22 protein-coding genes and 1 tRNA gene are annotated in these 22,696 nt (G+C 71.6%); 10 read left to right on the top strand and 13 right to left on the bottom strand.

Annotation, left to right across the window (positions count from 1 at the left end):
• The first annotated feature begins 39 nt into the window (after positions 1 to 39).
• Complete coding sequence (locus MFF06_RS07075; RefSeq protein ID WP_370876724.1) at positions 40 to 1,002, top strand: patatin-like phospholipase family protein; 963 nt, start codon at positions 40 to 42, stop codon at positions 1,000 to 1,002.
• A 446-nt stretch (positions 1,003 to 1,448) separates the two neighbouring features.
• On the opposite strand, the gene MFF06_RS07070 is transcribed toward MFF06_RS07075, so the two are convergent.
• Entirely contained in the window at positions 1,449 to 1,793 is a 345-nt protein-coding gene (locus MFF06_RS07070; protein WP_238202414.1) for a helix-turn-helix domain-containing protein, read from the bottom strand.
• An 81-nt stretch (positions 1,794 to 1,874) separates the two neighbouring features.
• Here MFF06_RS07070 and MFF06_RS07065 point away from each other — a divergent pair, with 81 nt between their 5' ends.
• On the top strand, positions 1,875 to 2,189 hold the full coding sequence (locus tag MFF06_RS07065) for a hypothetical protein (protein ID WP_238202412.1): 315 nt from the start codon (positions 1,875 to 1,877) through the stop codon (positions 2,187 to 2,189).
• A gap of 111 nt (positions 2,190 to 2,300) precedes the next feature.
• Here MFF06_RS07065 and MFF06_RS07060 read toward each other — a convergent pair whose 3' ends face one another.
• From MFF06_RS07060 to MFF06_RS07040, 5 genes are all read right to left on the bottom strand, one after another.
• On the bottom strand, positions 2,301 to 3,983 hold the full coding sequence (locus MFF06_RS07060) for a methyl-accepting chemotaxis protein (protein WP_238202410.1): 1,683 nt from the start codon (positions 3,981 to 3,983) through the stop codon (positions 2,301 to 2,303).
• Positions 3,984 to 4,283: 300 nt separating this feature from the next.
• Positions 4,284 to 4,580 (bottom strand): hypothetical protein, encoded by a 297-nt coding sequence (locus MFF06_RS07055; RefSeq protein ID WP_238202407.1) that lies wholly within the window; start codon positions 4,578 to 4,580, stop codon positions 4,284 to 4,286.
• A 257-nt stretch (positions 4,581 to 4,837) separates the two neighbouring features.
• Positions 4,838 to 4,912 (bottom strand) — tRNA-Gly (locus MFF06_RS07050).
• A 97-nt stretch (positions 4,913 to 5,009) separates the two neighbouring features.
• Positions 5,010 to 5,474 (bottom strand): NUDIX domain-containing protein, encoded by a 465-nt coding sequence (locus tag MFF06_RS07045; RefSeq protein ID WP_238202405.1) that lies wholly within the window; start codon positions 5,472 to 5,474, stop codon positions 5,010 to 5,012.
• A gap of 8 nt (positions 5,475 to 5,482) precedes the next feature.
• Positions 5,483 to 6,178 (bottom strand): fumarylacetoacetate hydrolase family protein, encoded by a 696-nt coding sequence (locus MFF06_RS07040; RefSeq protein ID WP_238202403.1) that lies wholly within the window; start codon positions 6,176 to 6,178, stop codon positions 5,483 to 5,485.
• A gap of 137 nt (positions 6,179 to 6,315) precedes the next feature.
• Here MFF06_RS07040 and MFF06_RS07035 point away from each other — a divergent pair, with 137 nt between their 5' ends.
• Together MFF06_RS07035 and MFF06_RS07030 are read left to right on the top strand one after the other, a co-directional pair.
• A complete protein-coding gene (locus tag MFF06_RS07035) occupies positions 6,316 to 7,767 on the top strand; it encodes an FAD-binding oxidoreductase (protein WP_238202400.1) in 1,452 nt (483 codons plus the stop codon).
• Positions 7,768 to 8,052: 285 nt separating this feature from the next.
• On the top strand, positions 8,053 to 8,349 hold the full coding sequence (locus tag MFF06_RS07030) for a DUF2218 domain-containing protein (protein ID WP_238202398.1): 297 nt from the start codon (positions 8,053 to 8,055) through the stop codon (positions 8,347 to 8,349).
• Between the two features lie 313 nt (positions 8,350 to 8,662).
• Here MFF06_RS07030 and hslV read toward each other — a convergent pair whose 3' ends face one another.
• The 3 genes from hslV to MFF06_RS07015 form a co-directional block, all read right to left on the bottom strand.
• On the bottom strand, positions 8,663 to 9,208 hold the full coding sequence (gene hslV / locus MFF06_RS07025; protein ID WP_238203056.1) for an ATP-dependent protease subunit HslV: 546 nt from the start codon (positions 9,206 to 9,208) through the stop codon (positions 8,663 to 8,665).
• Between the two features lie 299 nt (positions 9,209 to 9,507).
• Positions 9,508 to 10,629, bottom strand: coding sequence for a tRNA epoxyqueuosine(34) reductase QueG (gene queG / locus MFF06_RS07020; protein ID WP_283207255.1), 1,122 nt, complete (start codon positions 10,627 to 10,629; stop codon positions 9,508 to 9,510).
• A gap of 29 nt (positions 10,630 to 10,658) precedes the next feature.
• The gene (locus tag MFF06_RS07015) at positions 10,659 to 11,351 is read right to left on the bottom strand and encodes a glutathione S-transferase family protein (RefSeq protein WP_238202396.1); all 693 of its coding nucleotides are present in this window, start codon (positions 11,349 to 11,351) and stop codon (positions 10,659 to 10,661) included.
• A 229-nt stretch (positions 11,352 to 11,580) separates the two neighbouring features.
• Here MFF06_RS07015 and MFF06_RS07010 point away from each other — a divergent pair, with 229 nt between their 5' ends.
• The 3 genes from MFF06_RS07010 to MFF06_RS07000 all read left to right on the top strand — a co-directional run bounded on the left by MFF06_RS07010 (position 11,581) and on the right by MFF06_RS07000 (position 15,097).
• Entirely contained in the window at positions 11,581 to 12,384 is an 804-nt protein-coding gene (locus MFF06_RS07010; protein ID WP_238202394.1) for an undecaprenyl-diphosphate phosphatase, read from the top strand.
• 175 nt (positions 12,385 to 12,559) lie between these two features.
• A complete protein-coding gene (locus MFF06_RS07005) occupies positions 12,560 to 14,437 on the top strand; it encodes a methylmalonyl-CoA mutase subunit beta (protein ID WP_238202392.1) in 1,878 nt (625 codons plus the stop codon).
• 213 nt (positions 14,438 to 14,650) lie between these two features.
• A complete protein-coding gene (locus MFF06_RS07000) occupies positions 14,651 to 15,097 on the top strand; it encodes a hypothetical protein (protein WP_238202390.1) in 447 nt (148 codons plus the stop codon).
• 43 nt (positions 15,098 to 15,140) lie between these two features.
• Here the strand turns inward: MFF06_RS07000 and MFF06_RS06995 are convergent, their stop codons facing one another.
• The gene (locus MFF06_RS06995) at positions 15,141 to 16,673 is read right to left on the bottom strand and encodes a YifB family Mg chelatase-like AAA ATPase (protein ID WP_238202388.1); all 1,533 of its coding nucleotides are present in this window, start codon (positions 16,671 to 16,673) and stop codon (positions 15,141 to 15,143) included.
• A 151-nt stretch (positions 16,674 to 16,824) separates the two neighbouring features.
• Here MFF06_RS06995 and MFF06_RS06990 point away from each other — a divergent pair, with 151 nt between their 5' ends.
• From MFF06_RS06990 to MFF06_RS06980, 3 genes are all read left to right on the top strand, one after another.
• On the top strand, positions 16,825 to 17,085 hold the full coding sequence (locus tag MFF06_RS06990) for a PepSY domain-containing protein (protein ID WP_238202386.1): 261 nt from the start codon (positions 16,825 to 16,827) through the stop codon (positions 17,083 to 17,085).
• A 258-nt stretch (positions 17,086 to 17,343) separates the two neighbouring features.
• Positions 17,344 to 18,180 (top strand): SGNH/GDSL hydrolase family protein, encoded by an 837-nt coding sequence (locus MFF06_RS06985; protein ID WP_238202384.1) that lies wholly within the window; start codon positions 17,344 to 17,346, stop codon positions 18,178 to 18,180.
• Positions 18,181 to 18,246: 66 nt separating this feature from the next.
• The gene (locus MFF06_RS06980) at positions 18,247 to 19,113 is read left to right on the top strand and encodes an SDR family oxidoreductase (protein ID WP_238202381.1); all 867 of its coding nucleotides are present in this window, start codon (positions 18,247 to 18,249) and stop codon (positions 19,111 to 19,113) included.
• 118 nt (positions 19,114 to 19,231) lie between these two features.
• Here the strand turns inward: MFF06_RS06980 and MFF06_RS06975 are convergent, their stop codons facing one another.
• From MFF06_RS06975 to MFF06_RS06965, 3 genes are all read right to left on the bottom strand, one after another.
• Positions 19,232 to 20,275: an aldose epimerase family protein gene (locus MFF06_RS06975; protein WP_238202379.1), complete on the bottom strand. Its 1,044-nt coding sequence runs from the start codon at positions 20,273 to 20,275 to the stop codon at positions 19,232 to 19,234.
• Positions 20,276 to 20,331: 56 nt separating this feature from the next.
• Positions 20,332 to 21,588 carry a thermonuclease family protein gene (locus MFF06_RS06970; RefSeq protein WP_238202377.1) on the bottom strand — a complete coding sequence of 419 codons (1,257 nt, stop codon included), beginning with the start codon at positions 21,586 to 21,588 and terminating at the stop codon, positions 20,332 to 20,334.
• A 116-nt stretch (positions 21,589 to 21,704) separates the two neighbouring features.
• Positions 21,705 to 22,559: a hypothetical protein gene (locus MFF06_RS06965; RefSeq protein ID WP_238202375.1), complete on the bottom strand. Its 855-nt coding sequence runs from the start codon at positions 22,557 to 22,559 to the stop codon at positions 21,705 to 21,707.
• Positions 22,560 to 22,696: the final 137 nt, after the last annotated feature.

Raw genomic sequence — 22,696 nt, 5'->3', positions numbered from 1 at the left:
CAGCGCGTGGAGGCCGCGCGGGGCCGGGCGGCGGAGGCCGTGCGGCGTCCGGCCCTGCGGGATGCGCCGGATTTCCCCCCCGGCGCCGTCGAACCCGTCCGGGAGGTCACCGCCGCCCCGCGCCTCGGCCTCGCCCTCGGCGGAGGCTCGGCCCGGGGCTGGGCGCATATCGGCGTGCTCCGGGCCCTCGAAGAGGCCGGGCTGGTCCCCGCCGTCGTGGCCGGTTGCTCCATCGGCGCGGTGGTGGGAGGCTGCTTCGCGGCGGGCCGCCTCGACCGGCTCGAAGCCTTCGCCCGCTCGCTCACGCGCGGCCGCGTCGTCCGGCTGGTGGATCCCCGACTGCCGGGCTCCGGCCTGATCGCCGGCAACCGCCTGCGACGCCGCCTGCTCACCGACCTCGGCGAACGCCGCATCGAGACGTTGCCGATCGGGTTCGGCTGCGTCGCCACCGAGTACGGCACCGGGCACGAGATCGCCCTGACCGAGGGCTCGCTCATCGAATCGGTGCGGGCCTCCTACGCCATCCCAGGGCTGTTTCCGCCGGTCGATCTCGGCGGCCGGCTCCTCATGGACGGCACCCTCGTCAACCCCGTGCCCGTCGCCCTGGCGCGGCGCCTCGGGGCGGACGTGGTGGTGAGCGTGAACCTCAACGGCGACACCGGCGGCCCCGTGGCCCGCGAGGTCGCCGTCCCGCCGCGGCGCCGGAGCTTCCTGCAGGACGTGCGGCGGCGCCTCTCCGGCCATGCGCCGCCCGAGCCCGCCGCGGCGCTGCCGGGCATCGCCAGCGTCGTGCTCGACGCCTTCAACATCACCCAGGACCGGATCTCCCGCGCCCGCCTGGAACGCGATCCGCCCGACATCGCCATCGGACCCGACGTGGCCGCCTTCGGCCTGTTCGATTTCCACCGGGCCGCGGATGGCATTGCCCTGGGCCACCGGGCGGCCCGCGCCGCCCTCCCGCAGATCCGCGCAGCGCTGGAGGGCGCGGCGGCGCGGATGTGAGCCCGGAACAGGGGACGCCGCACCGTCCTCGCGAGCGGGGCGAGACGACGAGAAGGCCCCGGCACCGCACGCCGCCCCCACGAACCCACCGTCATTGCGAGCGCAGCGAAGCAATCCCGGGCGGCGGGGCGTTTGATAACGTGGCGCTGCTGGATTGCTTCGCTGCGCTCGCAATGACGGAGACGGGTCAGCCCTCGCGCTTCGCCTGCTTACGCCAGCCCGCCAGCGCCACGACCCGCATGATCGTCATGTCGAGGTCTTCGTCGGAGAGGGATTCGGCGGCGAGGGTCAGTCGCTACGTCAGCGAAACGTTTCCCCGGCACCGCACGCCGCTCCCACGAACCCCACCGTCATTGCGAGCGCAGCGAAGCAATCCAGGGCGGCGGGACGTTTAAGAACGTGGCGCTGCTGGATTGCTTCGCTCCGCTCGCAATGACGGAGACGGATCAGCCCTCGCGCTTCGCCTGCTTACGCCAGCCCGCCAGCGCCACGACCTGCATGATCGTCATGTCGAGGTCTTCGTCGGAGAGGGATTCGGCGGCGAGAACGAGGCGTTCTGTAAGGGCTGAACGTTTCGTCGAGGGTGCGGTTCGCGACACCCCGAGCAACACGTCGGGCGATGTTTCCAGAGCGGCTGCGATACGGGTCAAGGTGGCGAGATCGGGTTCGCGGAGACCCGTGACATAGTTGGAAAATCGCCTTTCGCTCAGCCCCGAACGCCGCGCAACTTCAGCGTGCGAGAGCGAGAGCATCTTCGCGCGCTCGCGGAGCCGATCCCCAAAGATCTTCATCGGAACGGAATGTTCCGATGGACGGCACGCTGCCAGGAACTATACGTGAAGCTATACCACGTATCGTGGAGCACAACGGGCGTGATGTCATCTGGCGCGGTGTTCACGACGGTGCTCGGCTTCATCGACTGGTTCGGGCGCGTCCTGATCCTCCTTTGGACGGTCTTCATGATCGCCAGGCTAAGGCTCGACCGGCGGGTGCGGCCGGATCCCGCCGTGGTGGCTCTGCTGGCCGACGAGGCGGAGCGCATCCACGGCAGGGGGGCGTCGTGGGTCGTCGGCGCGCAGTGGAATGCCTATCGCGTCGGACGGGCGGCGCGCGCCGGGCGGGACGCGCGGCACGGCCTCCTCCTGCGCGCCGTCGCGAAGGAACTCGCCCGGCGCGCCGCGCCCTGACGGCTTGCGTGGCCACGCTTCGAGGTGAGTCACAGGGTTTCGCGGGGACGCGCGACGGCCCGCGACGCTGCGTCCCCTCCCCGCCCCCCCGAGACGGCGCGGGCGCGCGCGTCAGGCGGCGCGCACGGTGTCGAGGAAGCGCTGCATCTCGCCCGACAACTGCTCGGAGCGGCGCGAGAGTTCGGAGGCCGCTCCCAGCACCTGGGTCGCGGCGGCGCCGGTGTCCTCGGCGGCGCTCGCCACGCCGGCGATGTTGCCGGTCACCTCGCCCGTGCCGGCGGCGGCTTGGGTTACGTTGCGCACGATCTCCTGCGTGGCCGCGCCCTGCTGCTCCACTGCGGCGGCGATGGAGGTCGAGGTCGCGCTGATCTCGCGGATGCGCTGCGTGATGCTGCCGATGGCGGCCACGGCCTGTCCGGTGGAACCCTGGATGCGCGCGATCTGCACGGAGATTTCCTGCGTGGCACGCGCCGTCTGGCCGGCGAGTTCCTTCACCTCGGCGGCGACGACGGCGAAGCCTTTGCCCGCCTCGCCCGCCCGGGCCGCCTCGATGGTGGCGTTGAGGGCGAGCAGGTTGGTCTGCGCGGCGATGGAGGAGATCAGACCCACCACGTCGCCGATCCGCTCCACGGTGCCGTTCAATTCGTGGACGAGGGTTCCCGTCTCGTCGGCGTCCGTCACGGCCAGCCGCGCGATGGCGGCCGAGCCATCGACCTGCCGGCCGATCTCCAGCACCGAGGAGCCCAGTTCCTCCGCCGCCGCCGCGACGGTGTTGACGTTGGACGCGGCGACCTCGGCGGCCGCCGCCACGGCCGAGGATTGCGCCGCCGTCTCAGCGGCGGTGCCGCTCATGAGCCCGGCGGTGGCCTGCAACTCGGTGGCCGAGGCGGCGACCGTGCCGATGATCCCGCCCATCGCAGCCTCGAAGCTGTCGGCGAGCTGCCTCATGCCGATCCGGCGCTGCTCCTCGGCGGCCAACCGGGCCTGGGCCGTCTCGGCCTCCAGATCGCGCATCCGGATGAGGCCGTCCTTGAAGACCTGGATCGCCTGGGCGATCTTGCCGATCTCGGTGGTCCGGCGGTGCTGCGGGATTGCCGTGGCGAGGTCGCCCGCCGCCAGGGCGGTCATGGGCTGCACCACGCTGGCGATGCCGCGCGTCACCCCGCGCACGATCACCAGGGCCAAGCCCGCCAGGGCGACGAGGCCCACCGCGATGACGGCGAAGACCAGTCCGCGGGCTTGATCGTAGTCCTGGCCCGCCTCGATCCGCGACGCCTCCGCGCCACGGATATTGAGGGACACGAGATCCTGGATCGCCTGCGTGGCGGTGATCTGGAGCTCGTTCAGCTTACCGCCGAGTTCCTCGATCGCCTTCGCTTGGTCTCCGTCGCGGGCGAGGGCCAGGACGGGCTCCACCTCTTGATGGTAGGCGCTCCAGGCCGCAGCGAGCTTGTCGTAGGCCGCCCGCTCGTCCGGCGATGTGACGAGGCCATCGTACTGGCTGAGGAGCTTCCGCATCTTGGCGGCGAGGTTGCCGACCAGGGTGTCCATCTTCAGGCGCGCGCCCATGCCGTCGGCAGTGACCTGCCGGAAGCTCGCGACCGTGAAGCGGGCGAGCGTCGTGTTGATCTCGCCCGCCTTCTGCTCGCTCGGCAGCCAGTTGGTGTGGACCTGCACGAGTTGCGCGTTGATGGCGGCCGTCGCCTTCAGGGCGACGGCGCCGAGGCCGAGGAGCAACAGGGCCGCGACGCTGAAGGCGGCGATCAACTGTGTCCGGATCGAGAAGCGGTGCATACGCAGACGTCTCCGAGCGATCACGGCTGGGTGCGGGATCGAGCGTGTGTGTCGCGCAACCTCGTCAAAATTGATTAAAATCTGATCACGAGCCGCGCGCGATCAATAGAGACGCCCGGCCGCTCAACACACGCGAGGCAGATTCCAAGTCGAGGCAGGCATGGCGCGACCCCGGAGATCAGCGCTCGTCGCTGCCCTTCGGTCGCTCCGGGCGGGCCCCGGCGGGGCACCGTCACATCCTCGTCCCCGCGAGCGGAGCGACGCAGGGACCGAGGGGGCGGCAACCCTTCGCCCAGGCTGTCAGGACAGGTAGGAAATCAGGCTGGCGACGTGGGTCCCGTGCCGCCGGGCATGGGCGAGGCACTCGTCGTCCGATGCGCCGGGCCGCAGGTTCGGGGCGGCATCCACTTGGTAGACGTCGAAGGTCGCGTCGCCGGATCCGATCCGCGCCCGCCCGTAGCCCCGTGGCGCACGCCCCATGGCCTCGTCGAGGGCAAGGGCGGCATCCACGGGCGAGCCGATGTCGGCGCCGGACAGGCGACCGGTGTCTCCATGGAAACGGCCGTTCTGGCTGTTGGCGAGGACGTAACGCGGCATCGATTCTCCCTCCATTCCACCGAAGACCGCCACTAAGTGGGGATGGGCGGCGGCGATCGCCAACGCGGGCGGTGCGCGAGCCGAGGGCGCCGACTTTCGCCTCGGGGCGGGCCGGCGGCGTCAGAGAACGCCCGCGCGCTTGCGCGCGCGGAGCCAAGCAAGACCGATGCGAAGATGGGGGCACCGCAGGCCACCGGAAACGACAAAGCCGCCCGAAGGCGGCTTGGTCGTTTAACGGTCGATCTGGTTGGGAAAACTGGAGCGGGCGAAGGGATTCGAACCCTCGACCCCAACCTTGGCAAGGTTGTGCTCTACCCCTGAGCTACACCCGCTCACTGTGCCTGGCCGCTGCCCGGAGGACCGTGCCGGCGGCCCCCGGCGGCGCTCTCTAAACACCATTCCGACGGGGGACGCAACCCCTTTCCTGGCTCACCAGCACGAAGGCGGCGGCAAACCCTCCTGCAGCTCCCGGAGGCGGCTCAGCGTGCCCCGGGTGGTGCCCTCCGGCGGGGCCTCGGCCGGGAAGAAGGCGCATTCGGCGATCTCCCGGTCGGGCGCCTTCGGCCGCATCACGGTGAAGGCGGGGGCGAGGAAGAGGGCCACGTGGTCCCGGGGGGCGGCGACGGCGTTGCGGTAGAGGCCCAGCAGGCGCAGGGGGCCGTCGCTGCGGATCTCGGCCTCCTCGCGGAATTCCCGCTCCATCGCCGCCTGGGCGGATTCCCCCCGCTCCACGCCGCCGCCGGGCAGGTGCCACCCGGCAACGTAGGTGTGGCGCACGAGACACACGCGGCCCTGCCCGTCGAGGGCGATGCCCCGCACCCCGAGGGTCATGCCGCGCAGGGCGAAGGCACCGAGGTGGAACAGCCGCCGTGTGAGAAAATGATCGAGGATCATCCCGCCGGTCAGACGACGTCGAGGGTGATCTGGCCGAGGCCCTCCACCGCCGCGACCATTCGCTGCCCGCGCTCCACCGGCCCGACACCCGAGGGCGTGCCGGTGAAGATGAGGTCGCCCGGCTGGAGCAGGAAGTACTCGGAGAGGTAGGCGATCTGCTCGGCCACCGACCAGATCATGTCCGCGAGGTCGCCCTTCTGGCGCACGGCGCCCTCGACGGAGAGCGTGATCGCGCCCCGGCTCGGATGCCCGATCAGCGAGACGGGATGGAGCGGGCCGATGGGGCCGGAGGCGTCGGCCGCCTTGCCGAGATCCCAGGGGCGGGACATCTTCTTGGCCTCGTCCTGCAGGTCGCGCCGAGTCATGTCGAGGCCGACCGCGTAGCCGTAGACGTGCTCGAGGGCCGAAGCCGCCGGAATGGCGCTGCCTCCGCCGGAGAGTGCGGCCACCATCTCCACCTCGAAATGATAGTTGGCGGTCTTGGACGGGTAGGGATGTTCCGTTGGCTCCGCGCCGACGACCTGCAGGGCATCGGCCGGCTTCATGAAGAAGAACGGCGGCTCGCGGTCCGGGTCGGCGCCCATCTCGCGGGCATGGGCGGCGTAGTTGCGTCCGACGCAGTAGACGCGCCGCACCGGGAAGAGATCGCTGGTGCCGACGATGGGCAGCGTGGTCCGGGGCGGGTTCTGGATGACGGAGAGCATCGTGGTCCTCGGTGGCTCGACTCATCGCCGGCGGGTGGGCCGCCATAGAACGAGGTTGTAAGCCATCCGCCGCCGCCTGCCATCCGCCACCGCCCGGCGCCCTTGCGGCGGGCGTGGCGACGCGCAAGATCCCCGCCATGTCTCCGCCCTCGGCCACGCCCGGCACCGCCGACGCCCTCCTCGACGCCCTGCGCGGCGCGGTCGGGGCGCGCCACGTCCTCACCGACCACGACCTCGTGGCGCCCTACCTCGTGGAAAGCCGCCGCCTGTTCGCCGGCAGCGCCCTCGCGGTGGTACGACCGGGATCGACGGCGGAGGTCGCCCGCATCGTCCGCCTCTGCGCGCAGGCGGGCATCCCCTTCGTGGCGCTGGGCGGCAACACGGGGCTCACCGGCGGCGGCATTCCGCAGGGCGGCGTCGTCATCGCCCTGGAGCGCTTGAACCGGGTGCGGGCGGTCGATCCCGTGGGCGCGACCCTCACCGTCGAGGCCGGAGCCATCCTGGCGGAGGTGCAGGAGGCGGCCGAGGCGGCGGGGATGCTCTTCCCCCTCACCTACGCCTCCCGCGATTCGGCCCGGATCGGCGGCGGCATCGCCACGAATGCGGGCGGGCTCAACGTGCTGGCCTACGGCAATGCCCGCGACCTCGTCCTCGGCCTCGAGGTCGTGCTGGCCGACGGGAGGGTGTGGAACGGCCTGAAGGCCCTGCGCAAGGACAATGCGGGCTACGACCTGAAGCACCTCTTCATCGGCTCCGAGGGGACGCTCGGCATCGTCACGGCCGCGGTGCTGCGGCTGTTTCCGAAGCCCCGCTCCACGGGCGTCGCCTTCCTCGGCCTCGCCTCGGCCCGGGCAGCCCTCGACCTGTTCGTCTTCCTCCGGGACCGGGCGGACCGCGACCTGACCGCCTTCGAGTACCTGCCGCCCTTCGCCCTGGAGATCGTCCTGCGGCACGCAGCGGGCACGGTCCGCCCCCTGACGGGGGAGCACGGGGCCTATGCGCTGATCGAATTCTCGTCGTGCCGGCCCGGCATCGAGGCCCGGCACGAGCTCGAGGCCGTCCTCGCCGAGGCGCTGGCGCGCAGCCTGATCGAGGATGCCGCCCTCGGTGCGGGCCCCGCGCAGGATTCTGCCCTGTGGCGCCTGCGGGAGGCGGTGCCCGAGGCGCAGACCCGCGAGGGCGGCTCGATCAAGCACGACGTCTCCGTGCCCCTGGGTCTCCTGCCGGAGTTTCTGGAACGGGCGGGCGCCGCCTGTGTGGCGGCGATGCCGGGCCTGCGCCCCTGCGGCTTCGGCCATTTCGGCGACGGCAACATCCACTTCAACCTGAGCCAGCCGGTCGGCATGGACCGGGAGGCGTTCCTGGCGCACTGGGAGCGCTTCAACCGGATCGTCCACGACATCGTGACCGAACTCGGCGGGTCGATCGCGGCCGAGCACGGCGTCGGCCTGATCAAGCGCGCGGAGCTGGCCCGCTACGGCGACCCCGTCGCCCTGGACCTGATGCGCACCCTCAAGGCGTCGCTCGACCCTCTGAACCTGCTCAATCCCGGCAAGGTGGTGCCGCCCGCGCCGGACGACGCCGCTTGACGGTCGTGCGGCCGGTCCTCGACCGCTTCCGCGCGGACACTCCTGCCCCGTGAAATTTGTGCGCCGCGCCATAATTCGGCTCGGCAAGGGGAGGATGACCACCCCGCTGCGGACGGTGTCCGGCCTTCGTTGCTTGGCTTTAAGGGACTGCTAAGCCTTCGGACGGACCTTTACGTAGTGGGGCGGCCGTTCAGTTGGAATTCAGGCCCGCCCCTTGCTTATGACCACCGCGTCTCGCAACTGCGAGACAACCCGACCGAGCACAATCGATTCGGAGCCCCGAGAATGCCCACCTCACAGGCCCGCGTGCAGACCGCCGAAGCGAGCCGCTACCTGCAGCAGCTCTGCCGCCATTGGAGCCATAAGTTCGAGGTCGAGGCCACGGCCGACCACGGAACCGTGCCCTTCGGCGCCGACCGCGTCTGCACCCTCGACGCCGAGCCCGACGCGCTGGTGATGCGCATCGAGAGCGCCGACCCCGTCAACCTGACTCGGCTGGAAAACGTCGTTTCCGACCATCTCCAGCGATTCGCCTTCCGCGAGGGCCTCGGCGACATCCGCTGGTCGCGCGCCGTCGCCTGAGACGGTCCGCACACCGGCTCAGGCAGCCTGCCTCCCCCGGTTCTCTCGACACCCTGCGGTCCGGTTCCCCACCGCAGCCTGGGAGCCCACGGACGAGGCCGTGAGAGTGTGCCGACGCGCGTCGCGTCTTTGCGCGCGCAGCGAAGCAATCCAGGGCAGCGGGCCGTTTCCGAGCGTGGCGCGTCCCTGGATTGCTTCGCTACGCTCGCAGTGACGGAGAGGACGGCGGCTCGTCCGGCCGGCCCCTCAGGATGGGGCCTCAGGGTTCGGAGGAGCGCCGAAGCGGCGGGCGCCTCCGTGAGGCGACAGCCCCTCAGCCGGCGCGAACCGCCGCGTCCTCCAGCGCCTCGATGACGAGGTTGCCGTTGGTGTAGACGCAGATTTCCGCCGCGATGCCCATGGCCCGGCGGACGATCTCCTCCGCGTCGTGCGGCCCATCCTCCAACGCGCGGGCGGCGGCGAGCGCGTAATTGCCGCCGGAGCCGATGGCCATGACGCCGCTCTCCGGCTCAAGAACGTCGCCCGAGCCCGACAGGAGCAGGCTCACGTCCCTGTCGGCCACCAGCATCATCGCTTCAAGGCGGCGCAGGTAGCGGTCCGTCCGCCAGTCCTTGGTGAGTTCCACGCAGGCGCGGGTGAGCTGGCCGGGATACTGCTCCAACTTCCCCTCAAGCCGCTCGAACAGGGTGAAGGCATCCGCGGTCGCGCCGGCAAACCCGCCGATCACGCTGCCCTTGGCCAGCCGCCGGACCTTGCGGGCGTTGCCCTTCACGATGGTCTGGCCGAGGCTGACCTGGCCGTCGCCGCCGATGACGACGCGCCCACCCTTGCGGACCATCAGGATCGTGGTGGCGTGCATCGAGGGCAAACCGCCCCGGTCGTCGTGACTCACGTGTCGGCTCCGTTGTGGCTTGTCCCCGCTCCACGAGCGGAAGACCTGCGAAGTTCGTCCCATGCCGCCCCTCATCCTGAGGTGCCCGCATCGCGGGTCTCGAAGGAGGGCTCCAGACGGCTCAGCGATTCCTGGAAGCCTCCTCCGAAGCTGCTTCGCAGCACCTCAGGATGAGGCCGCAGAGAGGATGCAGGCCGCTCAGTCGATATCGCAACGATCTCTGCGGGGAGAAGAGGCGTCGCTGCGCGCTATCGAGATGGGAGTTGTCACGGGAACAATCCAGCCAAGGCCGCCCTCCATTCCTCGCGCACCTGCGCATCCGCCTCCGCGGCGCCGGACCGGCGGTGGAGGTCGCGCAGCGTCCCGGCATCGAGCAGGCGGCCGCAGGCCCAGACGGCCATGCCCCGCACCAGCGGCGAGGCGTCGTCCAGCCGCGCGACGGCCGCTTCGGCGAGCCCCGGCTCGCCGGAATTGCCCACCGCGATCATGACGTTGCGTAGGAAGCGGTCGCGACCGGACCGCTTCACCGGGGTTCCGGCGAAGACGCGTCGGAAGCCCGCATCGTCGAGGGCCGCCAGGCTGGCGAGATCCGGGCTCGCGAGGTCGGACCGGGCCGCGAGGCGGGTCTCGGCCGCCACCCGCGCGAACTTGTTCCAGGGACACACGGCCAAGCAATCGTCGCAGCCGAAGATGCGGTTGCCCATGGCGATCCGGTACTCGGCCGGGATCGGCCCGGCATGTTCGATGGTGAGGTACGAGAGGCAGCGCCGGGCATCGAGGCGGTAGGGTTCCGGCAGGGCCTGCGTCGGACAGATGTCGAGGCAGGCGCGGCAGGATCCGCAACGGTCCTCGCCGGGGGCGTCGGGCGCGAGTTCGGCGCTGGTGTAGATCGCCCCGAGCAGGAGCCAGTTGCCCGCCTCCCGCGAGATCAGCACCGTGTGCTTGCCCTGCCACCCGAGCCCGGCGGCCTCGGCCAGCGCCTTCTCCATCACCGGGGCGGTGTCGCAGAAGACCTTCACCCGCACGTCGCCCCGGGCCGAAAGGAAGCCGCCGAGCTCCTTCAGCTTGCCCTTCAACACTTCGTGATAGTCCCGCCGCTGGGCGTAGGCGGCGATGGCGCCCCGGTCCCGCCGGGCCAGAAGCGCCAGGGGATCCTCCTCCGGCCGGTAGCTCATGGCGACGACGAGGATGCTGCGCACGCCGCCCCAGAGGCCGACGGGCCGGGCGCGCTGGTCGGCCCTGTCCTCCATCCAGTCCATGGTGCCGTGGGCGCCCTCGGCGAGCCACGCCGCCAGCCGTTCGGGCAGGGCGGGCACGCGGTCGGGCCGGGTGACGCGCAGGCCGCAGAAGCCGAGGTGCCGGGCCCGTTCCTCGACCAGCCGCCGCAGGTCCGCCCCGTGATAGATCCGCCGGACGCTCAGAAATCGAGATCCGCGTAGTGGGCGGCCGGCGCCATGCCGGCGACCCGGTCGGCCAGGATCGCCCGGAAGGACGGGCGCGACTTCACGCGGGCGTACCAGTTGCGGGCCATCTCGTCCTCCTCCCACGGCACGTCGCCGAGGTAGTCGATGCAGGAGAGGTGGGCCGCCGCCGCAAGGTCGGCATAGGACAGGGCGTCGCCGGCGAGCCAGCGCCGCCGGGCGATGAGATAGCCGATGTATTTCAGGTGGTAGCGCACGTTGGTGCGGGCGGCGCGGATGGCGTTCATGTCCGGCGGGCCGCCGCCCTCGTGGGCGGCCATGAAGCGTTTGGAGATCTTCTCGTTGACGAGGTAGCCGGTCACCTCACCGTCGAACTTCACCAGGAACCAGTCGAGCAGGCGGCGGACCTCCACGCGCCCCATCGGATCCTCCGGCAGGAGGCGACGGCCCGTGAGGGCGAGGCCGCGGGTCTCGTCGAGGTACTCGGCGATGATCCCGGCATTGGGCACGACCATGCCGGACTGCTCCAGCAGGACGGGGGTCGTCCCGGCCGGGTTGATCAGCAGGAACTCGTCGCGCCGCTCCCAGGGGCGCTCCTCGATCAGCAACGGCTCGATGCCCATCTCGGCCAGGATCAGCCGGACGAAGCGGGAATTCGCGCAGAAGGGGAAGTGATAGAGGTTCGCCATCGAAGCCGCTGAGGGGGTGGACGGGTCACTCGGCGCGGGGCTCCCTCACGCGCCAACGGCCCCGGCGGGCCGGGCAACCGAGTGAGCGTTATTGCTCGTTTCTTGCCGCCCCCTTAACACGCGCCGCGGGCAGCGGTAACTGCCCGTCAACCGTGGCCGGTGATCGGTCCGGGGGTCAAGGCATGTGGGCGTCGCCTCGGGCGGGCGCCGCGAGGCGCGAGGACGACGCATGGATCCGCTCAGTATCGGCAAGGCGGTGCTGCTTGGCTTGGTGGAGGGCGCGACGGAGTTCATTCCCGTTTCCTCGACCGGCCACCAGCTCCTCGTCGGCCATTTCATCGGTTTCCACTCACCCAACAACACCTTCGAGGTGCTGATCCAGCTCGGCGCGATCCTCGCGATCCTGTCGGTGTATTTCGGGCGCCTCCTCGACCTCGCCAAGGCGATCCCGACCAACCCGAACGCCCGCCGCTTCGTCCTCGGCATCCTCGTGGCCTTCCTCCCGGCGGCGATCATCGGCGGCATCTTCTCGAAGATGATCAAGGCCTACCTGTTCAACCCGTGGATCGTTTGCGCCAGCCTGATCGCGGGCGGCCTCGTGCTCCTCGTCCTCGACGACACCGACCTCGAGGTCCGCAAGCGGGACGTCCACGATTTCAGCCTGCCGATGGATTTCAAGATCGGCATCTTCCAGTGCCTCGCGATGATTCCCGGCGTGTCCCGCTCCGGCGCCACCATCGTCGGCGCGATGCTGATGGGGGCGGACAAGCGCTCCGCCACCGAGTTCTCGTTCTACCTCGCGATGCCAACCATGGCCGGCGCCTTCGCCAAGGACCTGTTCGACAACTACAAATATCTGACCGCCGACGATGCCGGGCTGATCGTGATCGGCTTCATCGTCTCCTTCATCTCGGCGCTGTTCGTGGTGCGCAAGCTCCTCGACTACGTGTCGGCGCACGGATTCCGCCTGTTTGCGTGGTGGCGGATCATCGTCGGCGCGCTCGGCCTCGCCGGACTGATCATCCTGGGGTGAGGCATACACGGCGCGGGAACGGCCGTGCTTCTCCGCCTGGGGAATTGCATCGGGACGGGTTGCGTGCGACGCAACGCCATGACCGCGGGAGTTGAACCGCGGCAACCATGTTGCGCGCAACGTCGGCCGGTCGATCCCCGGCGGGCGATGCCTTGAGGGGGGCCGGGCTGTTCCGATGAACGACACACCGCTTGCCGACCTGTTCGAGCCGGCCGACCGGAAGCGCTGGCTCGGCCTCGTCGAGACCGCCCTGAAGGGGCAGGATTTCGAGAAGAAGCTCGTCTCGCGGACGGCTGACGGCCTGCGGATCGAACCGCTCTATCCCCTCGCCGAGGCGGTGGCGCAGCCCGTGCGGGCCCCCGGCCCCTGGCGGATCGCCCAGCGGGTCGACCATCCCGATTCCGCCGCCGCCGCGCGGCAGGCCCTGACCGACCTCGAAGGCGGGGCGGATGCCCTGGTGCTCGCCTTCGCCGGCGCTCCGGCGGCCCGGGGCTACGGCCTCACCGTCGAGAGCGCGGCCGATCTGGAGGCCGCCCTCTCCGGGGTGATGCTCTCCCTTATCAACCTGCGCCTCGATGCGGGCGCGCGGGGTCTCGAGGCCGCGTCCTGGCTGCGGGAACTCGCGGCGACACGCGGTGAGGACCTCTCGGCCTGCGACATCGACCTCGGCATCGATCCGGTGGGCGTGCTGGCGGCCAGCGGCAGCCTCGGGGCGGTGTGGAGGGACGTGGCCCCCCGGCTCGCCGCCACCGTGACCGAGTTCGACAAAGCCGGCTTTACCGGGCGCGCCCTGCTGGCGGACGGGCGGCCCTACCATGAGGCGGGGGCCGGCGAGGCGGCGGAACTCGGGGCGGTGCTGGCCACCGCCGTGGCCTATCTGCGCGCGCTCGAGGCCGCTGGCTACGACCTCGACCGTGCCCGGGACCGGATCGCCGTGCTCCTCGTGGCCGACGCGGACGAGTTTGTGACCCTCGCCAAGTTCCGGGCCATCCGGCGCCTTTGGGCGCGGGTGGAGCAGGCGTGCGGGCTCGATCCGAAGCCCCTGCGGGTCCATGCGGAAACCGCGTGGCGGATGATGACCCGGCGCGACCCCTTCGTGAACATCCTGCGCACGGGCATGGCGGCGGCCGCCGCCGGCATGGGCGGCGCCGACAGCGTCTGTGTGCTGCCCTACACCCAGGCGATCGGCCTGCCGGATGCCTTCGCGCGGCGGGTCGGCCGCAACAGCCAGATCGTGCTGATCGAGGAATCGCACCTCGGACGGGTGAGCGATCCGGCCGCCGGAGCCGGCGGTTTCGAGGCGCTCACCGGGCAGATCGCCGAGGCCGCCTGGGACGCCTTCCAGGCGATCGAGGTCGAGGGCGGCATCGTCGCCTCCCTCAGCGTCGGCAAGATCCAGCGGCGGATCGAGGTGCTGCGCGAGGCCAAGGCGAAGGCCGTGGCGACCCGGCGGATCCCGGTGACCGGTGCGACGGAGTTCCCCAACCTCGCCGAGAAGCCCGTGGCCGTCCTCGACGTGGCCCCCGCCGCGACGCCGCGCGCGTCGAATTTCGGCGCCGGCTCGGCGGTGGCCTGCGATCCCCTGCCCTCGCAGCGGCTCGCCGAACCCTTCGAGGCCCTGCGCGACGCCTCCGACGCGGCACTCGCCAAGGCGGGCAAGCGGCCGAGCGTCTTCCTGGCCAACCTCGGGCCGCTCTCCTCCTTCAACACCCGCGCCACCTTCGCGGCCAACGCCTTCGCGGCGGGGGGAATCGAGGCGATCGGCAACGACGGCTTCACCGATCCGCAGGCCCTCGCTGCGGCCTTCCGCGCCTCGGGGGCGCCCCTCGTGTGCCTGTGCTCGTCGGATCCGATCTACGCCGAGCAGGCGGTGGCGGCGGCGGAGGCGCTGGCCCAGGCGGGCGCGGGGACGATCTACCTCGCCGGCCGCCCGGCCGACCTCATCGAGCCCCTGAAGGCGGCGGGAGTCCACGCCTTCCTCCATGCCGGTTGCGACCTGCTGGCGCTGCTCGAAGAGGCGCTCCGCCGCGCCCTCCGCAACGCGCCCCGGTAACGGGAACGGGGAGGCCGGCGACACCCGCCGGCCCCCGTCTCTCCGCCCTTCTGCCCTCGCAGGCAATGGGGCGGGGGATGCGACCGGCTAGGCCCCGAAAAACCTTCGACCGGCGCGAGCGAAAAACTTCAACGCAGCGCACCCCGGCCCTGTTCCCGACGCAATCCAGAGGGATCCTGCCGGTGGTTCGGACATCCGACGAGGCCGCCCCGCATGAAGTTCCCGATCTTCGCCACGCTCGCCGTCCTCGCCTTCGCGTCCGCCGCGGAGGCCCGCACGCACCGGCAGGTCAGCCGCGCGCCCGATCCGGCACAGGTCGAGAAGGTAATGGCTCCCCTCCGGCAGGCCGCGACCGACTGCTTCGCCGAAACGGTGATGTCCAACCCCAAGGCGATCCGCGAGGCCCGCGCCGGCCACTGGTACGAGGCCGCCAGCGTCACGGGTTTCCTGTGCCGGCCGGAGGTGGCCGCGATGATCCAGGCCCATGACGGCCTCTTCGGGCCGAAGACCGGCGAACGCTACTTCAAGGGCGCCTACGCCCGCCATCTCGACAAGCAGCTCGCCGAGCGCCTTCAGCCGCTCCTGGAGCGCAAGGCGGTGGCGAGCGCCGAGCCGACCGCCGAAAAGGCCACGGCCGACGAGGCCGCGCCGGCGGAGTAACCGCGCCGCCCGCGCACGATCCGGCGACGGTCGTGCGAGGCGCTCAGGCGTTCGCCGCCTCGCTCCGCCCCCGGTAGGACAGCGCCTCCGCCAGATGCAGGCGGCGGACCTGCGGGTCTCCGTCGAGGTCGGCCAGGGTGCGGGCGACCCTGAGAACCCGGTAAAAGCTCCGGGCGGAGAGGCGCATCGTCTCGGCCGCCTGACGGATCAGGGCCGCGCCCTCCGCATCGGGCGCGCCCACCTCCTCGATCACCTTGGCCGGACAGGTGGCGTTCGTCACGGAGGACGGGAGGCCCCGTCCGGCGTAGCGGTCCGATTGCCGCGAGCGCGCGGCGGCGACCCGCGACGCCACCTCCCGCGACCCCTCGGTGGGCGCGGGCAGGATGAGATCCGCCGCCGAGACCGCCGGCACCTCGATCCGCAGGTCGATCCGGTCGAGGAGCGGCCCGGAGATGCGGGCCTGATACTGCGCCATGCATCGCTCGTTCGGCCCCCGGCGGCACGCGTAGCCCGGATCGAGCCCCTGTCCGCAGCGGCAGGGATTCATGGCCGCCACCAGCTGGAACCGGGCCGGATAGGTGACCCGGTGGTTCGCACGCGCGATCATCACCTCACCCGTTTCCAGGGGCTGGCGCAGGGAATCGAGCACCTGCCCGGAGAACTCGGGGAGCTCATCGAGGAAAAGCACGCCGCCATGGGCGAGCGAGACCTCGCCGGGCCGGGCGCCGAATCCGCCCCCGACCAGGGCCGCCATGGAGGCGGAATGGTGCGGCTGGCGGAAGGGCCGCCGGTCCGAGAGGGCGCCGCCCTTCAGGATGCCGGCGACGGACTGCACCATGGAGATGTCGAGCAGCTCCCGGGGCGTGAGCGGCGGCAGGATCGAGGGAAGCCGCGCCGCGAGCATCGACTTGCCCGCGCCCGGCGGCCCGCTGAACAGCAGGTTGTGGCCTCCCGCCGCCGCGATCTCGAGGGCGCGCTTGGCCCCCTCCTGGCCCTTGATATCGGCGAGGTCCGGGAGGGGTTCGCCGGACGCCGCCACCGCCGGAACAGGACGGGCCATGACCTGGCTGCCCTTGAAATGGTTGGCCAACTGGATCAGCGAGCGCGGCGCCAGGACGTCGAGGTCGCCCCCGGCCCAGGCCGCCTCCGGGCCCGTGGCGGCGGGGCAGATCAGCCCGAAGCCGCGCTCGGCCGCCGCCAGGGCCGCCGGAAGCACGCCGCTCACCGCCGTGAGCGACCCGTCGAGGGCGAGTTCGCCGAGCACGCAGTACCCGCCGAGCGCGTCGGCCGGAATCGCGCCGATGGCCGCCATCACGCCGAGCGCGATGGGCAGGTCGTAGTGAGATCCCTCCTTGGGCAGGTCGGCGGGCGCGAGGTTCACGGTGATCCGTTTGGCCGGAAGGGCGAGCCCGGAGGCGATCAGCGCGCCGCGCACCCGCTCGCGGGACTCGGCCACCGCCTTGTCGGGCAGGCCGACCACGGTGAACGCCACCGAGCCGGGAACGATCTGCACCTGCACGTCGACGGCGCGCGCCGCGATTCCTTCAAAGGCGACGGTTGCGACGCGGGTGACCATCGGCGGCACGATCTCCAGACGCGTCCCCTCTGCGACGGGACGCCGCAGCAGTGGGGGAGAATCGCGCCGCGCTCAAGCTGTCGCGGCGGCGGGAACCGACCCGCATCGGCGGAGGTTCGGCTCCCGCAACGATCCAGACACGGAGACATCCATGCGCTTCGCCCCGGCCTTCGCGGCCCTCGCCCTGGCGCTCGCCGTCGCCCCCGCCGCGCAGGCGGACACGCCCCTGCCGCCCGACCAGCTCGCCAAGGTCGAGGCCAAGCTCCGGCAGGAGGGCTTCACCAAGTGGTCCGAGATCGAGCTCGACGACGGCATGATCGAGGTGGACGACGCGATCGATTTGGCCGGTAAGAAGGTCGATCTCAAGCTCGATCCGAACACGCTCGCCATCGTGAAGCGCAAGAACGACTGACCGGTCGGTGCCCCGGGCTTGCCCGGGGCGGCCGCAAGAGGCCCGGAAGCAGGGCCGGTTGGGGGCCGGAGATAGCGCCGGGCACGGTGGACACGGTCACGCTGCCCGGCTTCCGCCATGTTTCGGGTGGATACGCGCCGGCCTCGCGGCGGTCCGCCGGATTCGTTTACAATGAGTTACGAATTCGGTTGGCTTTCAACGGAATAGCCGAACCGATCCTTCCCGGGAGCGTGCCTATTCTGTAACCGTTTCAGCCGCATGCCGAGCCAGACGGTCCCCGTGTCGAAGAAGCCCGCCCCGTCCTACCGCACCCACGGCCTCAACTGGCTGAAGCGCGCCGCCATCGCGGCGGGACTGCTGATCGTGCCGACGGCGGTGCTCGCCTACGCCGACCTCCTGCCCGAGACCCTCGACATCCTCGGCCTGGAGGAGACCGAGGTGCCGGATCTCCCGCATGTCGCCCGCCAGATCGCCATCGGCGCGCCCCTGCGCATCGTCGCCTTCGGCTCGTCCTCCACGGAGGGCATCGGGGCGTCGAGCCCGCTGAAGGCTTACCCGGCGCGGCTCCAGGCGGACCTGCGCACCAAGCTTCATGGCATCGAGGTCACGGTTCTCAACCGGGGTATCGGCGGCGAGCACGTCGACGACATGCTCAAGCGCCTCGACCGCGACGTGATCGGCGCCGAGCCGCAACTCGTCATCTGGCAGACCGGCAGCAACGACCCCCTCCGGGGTGTGACTGTCGAGCATTTCCGCGAGGCGACCCTCGACGCCGTGAAACGCATCCGCGACGCGGGAATCGACATCGTGCTGATGGAGCCGCAATGGTGCCCGAAGCTGGAGTCGACGCCGGGCGCCGACCGTTTCCGCACGGCGGTGCGCGAGATCGGCGCCGAGCTTGATGTGCCGGTGATCCGCCGCGCGGACCTGATGCACGGCTGGGTGCGCGACGGGCGGCTGACCACGAAGCAGCTCTTCGCGCCGGATGGCCTGCACATGGCCGACCGCGGCTACGCCCTCCTCGCGGAAGCCGCGGCGGAATCGATCCTGCGGGATGCCGGCACGGATCACGCCCAAGAGGCTGTGCCCGAGTGACGGTCCTGGCGGAATAAGCCGTCTCCTCCGCTTGACGGACGCCTCCGCCTCCCGGACATCCGGGGCATGAAACTCTTCGTCTTCGGGCTCGGCTTCACGGGCCGCCGCTTCGCCGAACGGGCGCGGGGGCGTTTCTCCACCATCGTCGGAACGGTGACGGAGCCCGCGGCCGCGGCACGGGTCGCGGCCGAGACCGGCTTTACGATGCGCGCCTTCGGGCCCGACGCGGACGACGCGAGCATCGCTGCCGACCTCGCCGACAGCGACGCGCTTCTCGTCTCCGCGCCGCCCGGCGCCGCGGGCGACCCGGTGCTGCCCCGTTACGCCGACGCCATCGCTGCGAGCCGGATCGGCTGGATCGGCTACCTCTCCACCATCGGCGTCTACGGCGACCAGGGCGGTGCCTGGATCGACGAGACGACGCCGGCCGCACCGCGCAGCGAGCGCTCGACCGTGCGGGTCCGCGCCGAAGAGGCGTGGTGCGCGCTCGGCGCCCGCTCCGGCAAGGCCGTGCAGGTCTTCCGCCTGTCGGGCATCTACGGACCGGGGCGCAATCCCATTGTGAAAGTGCGCGAGGGACGCTCGCAGCGGATCGTGAAGAAGGGGCAGGTCTTCAACCGCATCCATGTGGACGACATCGCCACGACGCTGCTTGCCTCCCTCGACCGTCCGCGGCCGGGGGCGATCTACAACGTCACCGACGACGAGCCGACCCCGCCGCAGACGGTGATCGAGCACGCCGCGGCCCTGGCCAACCTGCCGCCGCCGCCCGAGGTCGATTTCGAGACCGCCGACCTCTCCCCGATGGCTCGCAGCTTCTATGGGGAGAACAAGCGGGTGCGGAACCGCCTGATCCGCGAGGAACTGGGCGTGACCCTGGCCTATCCCACCTACCGGGAGGGCCTCGCGGCCCTGGCGGGCGACGCGGTCTGAGGGCGGCCCGCCGTCGTTGCGAGCGCGGCTGGAGGTATTCGGGGCAGCGGACCGTGTCCCACCCTGGCGTGTCCCTGAATGGCGTCGCTGGCCTCCGCAATGACGGGGCGACGCGACCCTAAGGGTTCGAGAACCGGAACTCCGTCACCGCCTCGAAGACCTGTCCGGGCCGCAGGATCGCGGACGGAAAGTTCGGATGGTTCGGCGCGTCCGGGTACCCCTGGGTCTCGAAGCAGACGGCATCCCCCGCCCGATAGGTCCGGCCCGAGGGGCCGACGAGGGTCCCGTCGAGGGTGTTGCCGGTGTAGAGCTGGAGCGAGGGCTGGGTCGTCCAGACTTCGAGGCGGCGGCCGCCGACGGGCTCGTGGCAGGCGGCCGCGAAGCGCAGGCGCCCCTCCTCCGCGCCGCGCAGCACGAAGGCGTGGTCGTAGCCCTTGCCCGCGACGATCTGCGGGTCGCCCGTCCGAATCCCCTCCCCGATCGGCCGCTCGGTGCGGAAGTCGAAGGGCGTGCCGGCCACCGGGCGGATCTCCCCCGTGGGCAGTTGCGCGGGGTCGGTCGGCAGGAAAGCGTCGGCCTCCAGGCGCAGACGGTGGCCGAGCACGTCGCCGCTGCCCTCGCCCGCGAGGTTGAAGTAGCTGTGGTTGGTGAGATTCACGGGTGTCGGACGGTCCGTGAAGGCGCGCATGGTCAGGCGCAGGACGCCCTCCTCGGGGATGCCGTAGCGAACCTCCACGTCGAGGTTGCCGGGAAAGCCCTCCTCGCCGTTCGGAGAGCGGCGGACAAGGGTCAGGCCCGTCTCGTCGGCCTCGCGGGCCTGCCACAGGCGCAGGCCGAAATTGCCCGGCCCGCCGTGGAGCGTGCTGCCCCGGTCGTTGGTGGGGAGCCGGTACTCCGTGCCGTCGAGGGTGAAGCGCCCGCCCGCGATCCGGTTGGCGAACCGCCCGACCACGGCGCCGAAGCTCGGGCTGACGGTCTCGTAGCCCCTCAGGTCGGGGAGGCCGAGGACGACGTTCGCTGAGCGACCTTGCCGGTCGGGCGTCTCGATGGACGTGATCACCGCACCGAACTCGATGACCCGGACGCGGAACGCGCCACGCGCCAGGGTGTGGCGCCTGACCTCGTCGCCGTCGGCGGTCCGTCCGAAGAGCTCGTCCCGCATCGCCATCCCACCTCGATCCCGCGCCATCTGGCGCCGGGACCGGGCGGATCAAGCGGTCAGCGCTTCCACACGCCGAGGCGTTCGCTACGGGCGTGATCCTCGGCGGCGACGAGTTCCGGGCTCGCCTCCGGCGAGGCGCGGCCGCCGCCGTTGTAGAGGATCACCTCCGACAGGTCCCGGCCGTCGATGGAGCAGTTCATGCTCTCGCTGCCCGGAGCGGGCTGGCAGGTCACGGGCCGTCCCGCGATGTAGCGCGTGAGCTCCTCCGCCTGCCCGCCGCGGACCCACTCGACGCCGAACAGGTGGACGAGCTTACCGTTGAGCTTGAGGGTCGCCGTGTCGATGACCTGCACCGTCCCGGTCACGGCGTTCGCCGCCGGGGGCGGCGCGTCGCCATCGGAGTCGCCGCGGCCGTCGCCCTCCGGGGGCGGCGTCACGTTGTCGGGCACGGAGGGCGCGCGGGCGACGGCGGAGGGCTCGGCGGGCGGCGCCTTCGCGGTGGGCTTCGCCGCCGGAGGAGTCGCGGACGGCGCTGACGGGGCCGGCGTGGGCGACGGCGTCTCGGACGGGGGCGACTGGCTCGCCAGCACCGCCACGAGCGCCGCGGCGGCGGCCGCCGCCCCGCCGCCCCACAGCATCATCCGGCGGCGGCCGCCCCCGCTGCGATCGAGGTCGTCCGCCCCGTTCACGGAGCCGGCGAAGCGTCCGGCGGGCTCACCGGCCGGAGGTGCGGCGGCGGGCGGCACGGCCTCGGCGGACCCGGCCTCGGTGGACGGCTCCTTGTTCATGCGCTGCTTCAGCGAGGCGAAGGCGCCCGCCGCCGATTGCGCGAGGGCGCGGCCCTGGACTGAGGATTGCTCGGCCAGCGTGCGAGCCCGCTCGGACTGGGTGCCGAGGAAGCGCGCAGTGGCGGCCCGCATCTCGGCCGCGTTGACGGAGCGCGAGGCGTCGCGGGGCTCAGGCACGGGATCGGCCGGCTTCACGGGTTCCGGAGGCTGGAACAGGCCGGGGTGCTGGGCACGCAACTCGTCGAGCAGGTCCGCGAGGGTGAAGGGGCGGGCCTCCTCGCCCTCGGCCGCCGCGTGACGGCGGGGGGCGCCGTCGCGGTCGATCACACGGTAGCCCGGCGGCGCGGCCTGGGGCTCGAGGGCCGCCTGCGCGATGAGGGTGAGCGTGCGCTCGGCCACCGGGTAAGGGCGGGCCTTGGCGATCTCGGTGCGGAGCGTGGCCAGGAGCGCCGCCCGGTCCGGACTCTCCAGCTGCGGATGCGCCGGCCGGGCCTCCTGTTCCGCCACCCCTGTGGAAGACGTCATCCGTCCTATCCTGGCCTCTCTCGCCACCGCGGCGGGTTTAGTGCCGTTCGCGATGGCGTGGCAATCCGGCGTGACCGCAATCCTGTGTCGCGGCACACCCGGTTCTCTTGGCGGCCTCAGCCCCGTCCGGCACCCGGCCCTTCGGCCCGGTCGGCACCCCGGTGCAGCACGCGCCCGCTCTCGGCGACGATCACCGGTCGCTGGCCGGAGAAGCTCACCTCCAGGACGAGCTCAGAGGCGCCCTTCGAGACGACGCCACGCTCGGGGCTGGCGGCCCGGAAATCGACGATGGCGCGGACCACGCAGGTCGATCCGTCCGCCGTACAGCGGGTGTTGAAGGCGCGGGCGGCGTAGCGGCGCTCCGGCCAGCGGCGGACGAAGTCGCGCTTCTCGTCCAGAAGGTCCGCCTGGGTGGCGGGCCGCCCGTAGAACCGCACGCGGGTTCCGTAGAAGCGCGGCGTCGCGCCGACCATCGCCTCGCCCGACGAAGAGACCACCGACAGGTACTCCAGCGCGAGCGCCTGCGCCGCCTCGACCCGGCCCGCCGGGGCATAGCCGGTCGGGATCCCATTCGCGGCGGGCGTATCCGCCAAGCGCCGCGGCGCCGGGGCGCGATGTCGCGCGATCCGCTCGGCGCGCTGGCGCCGGGGCGTCTCCGCGAGGCGGGATCCGGTCGACGAGTTCTGCGCAGCGGACCCCTTGGCCATGCCCTTGGAACCGACCTTGTCCTCCGCGACGGCGGTTCCGGCCTTCGCGGTATCCTTCGTGTCCTTGACTGAATCCTTGGCGGTGACCTTGGCCCCGCCCCGGTCCGCCGTGCCGGCCTTGTCGGCGGCGGCGGACTTGTCGGCAGCCCCCTTGGCGGGCGGATCGACCCAGGAGCGGGGATCGGCCTGGGCGGGCAGGCTCGCCAGCGGCAGCAGCAGGCCGACGGCCGTGGCGATGGGGCGAAGGGAGGGAGGAACGCGCATGGGACCGTTCGGACCGCGGCGAAAGGGTGGGCGGGATGGGTGAAAACGCAACCGGAGGCGGGATGGGTTCCGTTCTCCCCTAGGCATCGCAGGTGCGGAGGGCCGGCACCAGCTGCGAATATCGGGGATGATGGGGT

Origin of the sequence: Methylobacterium aerolatum (assembly GCF_022179085.1) — a bacterium.
GTDB classification, from domain to species: domain Bacteria; phylum Pseudomonadota; class Alphaproteobacteria; order Rhizobiales; family Beijerinckiaceae; genus Methylobacterium; species Methylobacterium aerolatum.
The sequence above is the reverse complement of the archived record's forward strand: the minus strand, read 5'-3'. Positions and strand labels throughout refer to the sequence as shown.

Bases quoted from the DNA above. Each gene is read 5' to 3' on its own strand.
- MFF06_RS07070 (WP_238202414.1), bottom strand. From the start codon at position 1,793: ATGAAGATCTTTGGGGATCGGCTCCGCGAGCGCGCGAAGATGCTCTCG.
- MFF06_RS07060 (WP_238202410.1), bottom strand. From the start codon at position 3,983: ATGCACCGCTTCTCGATCCGGACACAGTTGATCGCCGCCTTCAGCGTC.
- MFF06_RS07055 (WP_238202407.1), bottom strand. From the start codon at position 4,580: ATGCCGCGTTACGTCCTCGCCAACAGCCAGAACGGCCGTTTCCATGGA.
- MFF06_RS07045 (WP_238202405.1), bottom strand. From the start codon at position 5,474: ATGATCCTCGATCATTTTCTCACACGGCGGCTGTTCCACCTCGGTGCC.
- MFF06_RS07040 (WP_238202403.1), bottom strand. From the start codon at position 6,178: ATGCTCTCCGTCATCCAGAACCCGCCCCGGACCACGCTGCCCATCGTC.
- MFF06_RS07035 (WP_238202400.1), top strand. From the start codon at position 6,316: ATGTCTCCGCCCTCGGCCACGCCCGGCACCGCCGACGCCCTCCTCGAC.
- MFF06_RS07030 (WP_238202398.1), top strand. From the start codon at position 8,053: ATGCCCACCTCACAGGCCCGCGTGCAGACCGCCGAAGCGAGCCGCTAC.
- hslV (WP_238203056.1), bottom strand. From the start codon at position 9,208: ATGCACGCCACCACGATCCTGATGGTCCGCAAGGGTGGGCGCGTCGTC.
- MFF06_RS07015 (WP_238202396.1), bottom strand. From the start codon at position 11,351: ATGGCGAACCTCTATCACTTCCCCTTCTGCGCGAATTCCCGCTTCGTC.
- MFF06_RS07010 (WP_238202394.1), top strand. From the start codon at position 11,581: ATGGATCCGCTCAGTATCGGCAAGGCGGTGCTGCTTGGCTTGGTGGAG.
- MFF06_RS07005 (WP_238202392.1), top strand. From the start codon at position 12,560: ATGAACGACACACCGCTTGCCGACCTGTTCGAGCCGGCCGACCGGAAG.
- MFF06_RS07000 (WP_238202390.1), top strand. From the start codon at position 14,651: ATGAAGTTCCCGATCTTCGCCACGCTCGCCGTCCTCGCCTTCGCGTCC.
- MFF06_RS06995 (WP_238202388.1), bottom strand. From the start codon at position 16,673: ATGGTCACCCGCGTCGCAACCGTCGCCTTTGAAGGAATCGCGGCGCGC.
- MFF06_RS06990 (WP_238202386.1), top strand. From the start codon at position 16,825: ATGCGCTTCGCCCCGGCCTTCGCGGCCCTCGCCCTGGCGCTCGCCGTC.
- MFF06_RS06985 (WP_238202384.1), top strand. From the start codon at position 17,344: ATGCCGAGCCAGACGGTCCCCGTGTCGAAGAAGCCCGCCCCGTCCTAC.
- MFF06_RS06980 (WP_238202381.1), top strand. From the start codon at position 18,247: ATGAAACTCTTCGTCTTCGGGCTCGGCTTCACGGGCCGCCGCTTCGCC.
- MFF06_RS06975 (WP_238202379.1), bottom strand. From the start codon at position 20,275: ATGCGGGACGAGCTCTTCGGACGGACCGCCGACGGCGACGAGGTCAGG.
- MFF06_RS06970 (WP_238202377.1), bottom strand. From the start codon at position 21,588: ATGACGTCTTCCACAGGGGTGGCGGAACAGGAGGCCCGGCCGGCGCAT.
- MFF06_RS06965 (WP_238202375.1), bottom strand. From the start codon at position 22,559: ATGCGCGTTCCTCCCTCCCTTCGCCCCATCGCCACGGCCGTCGGCCTG.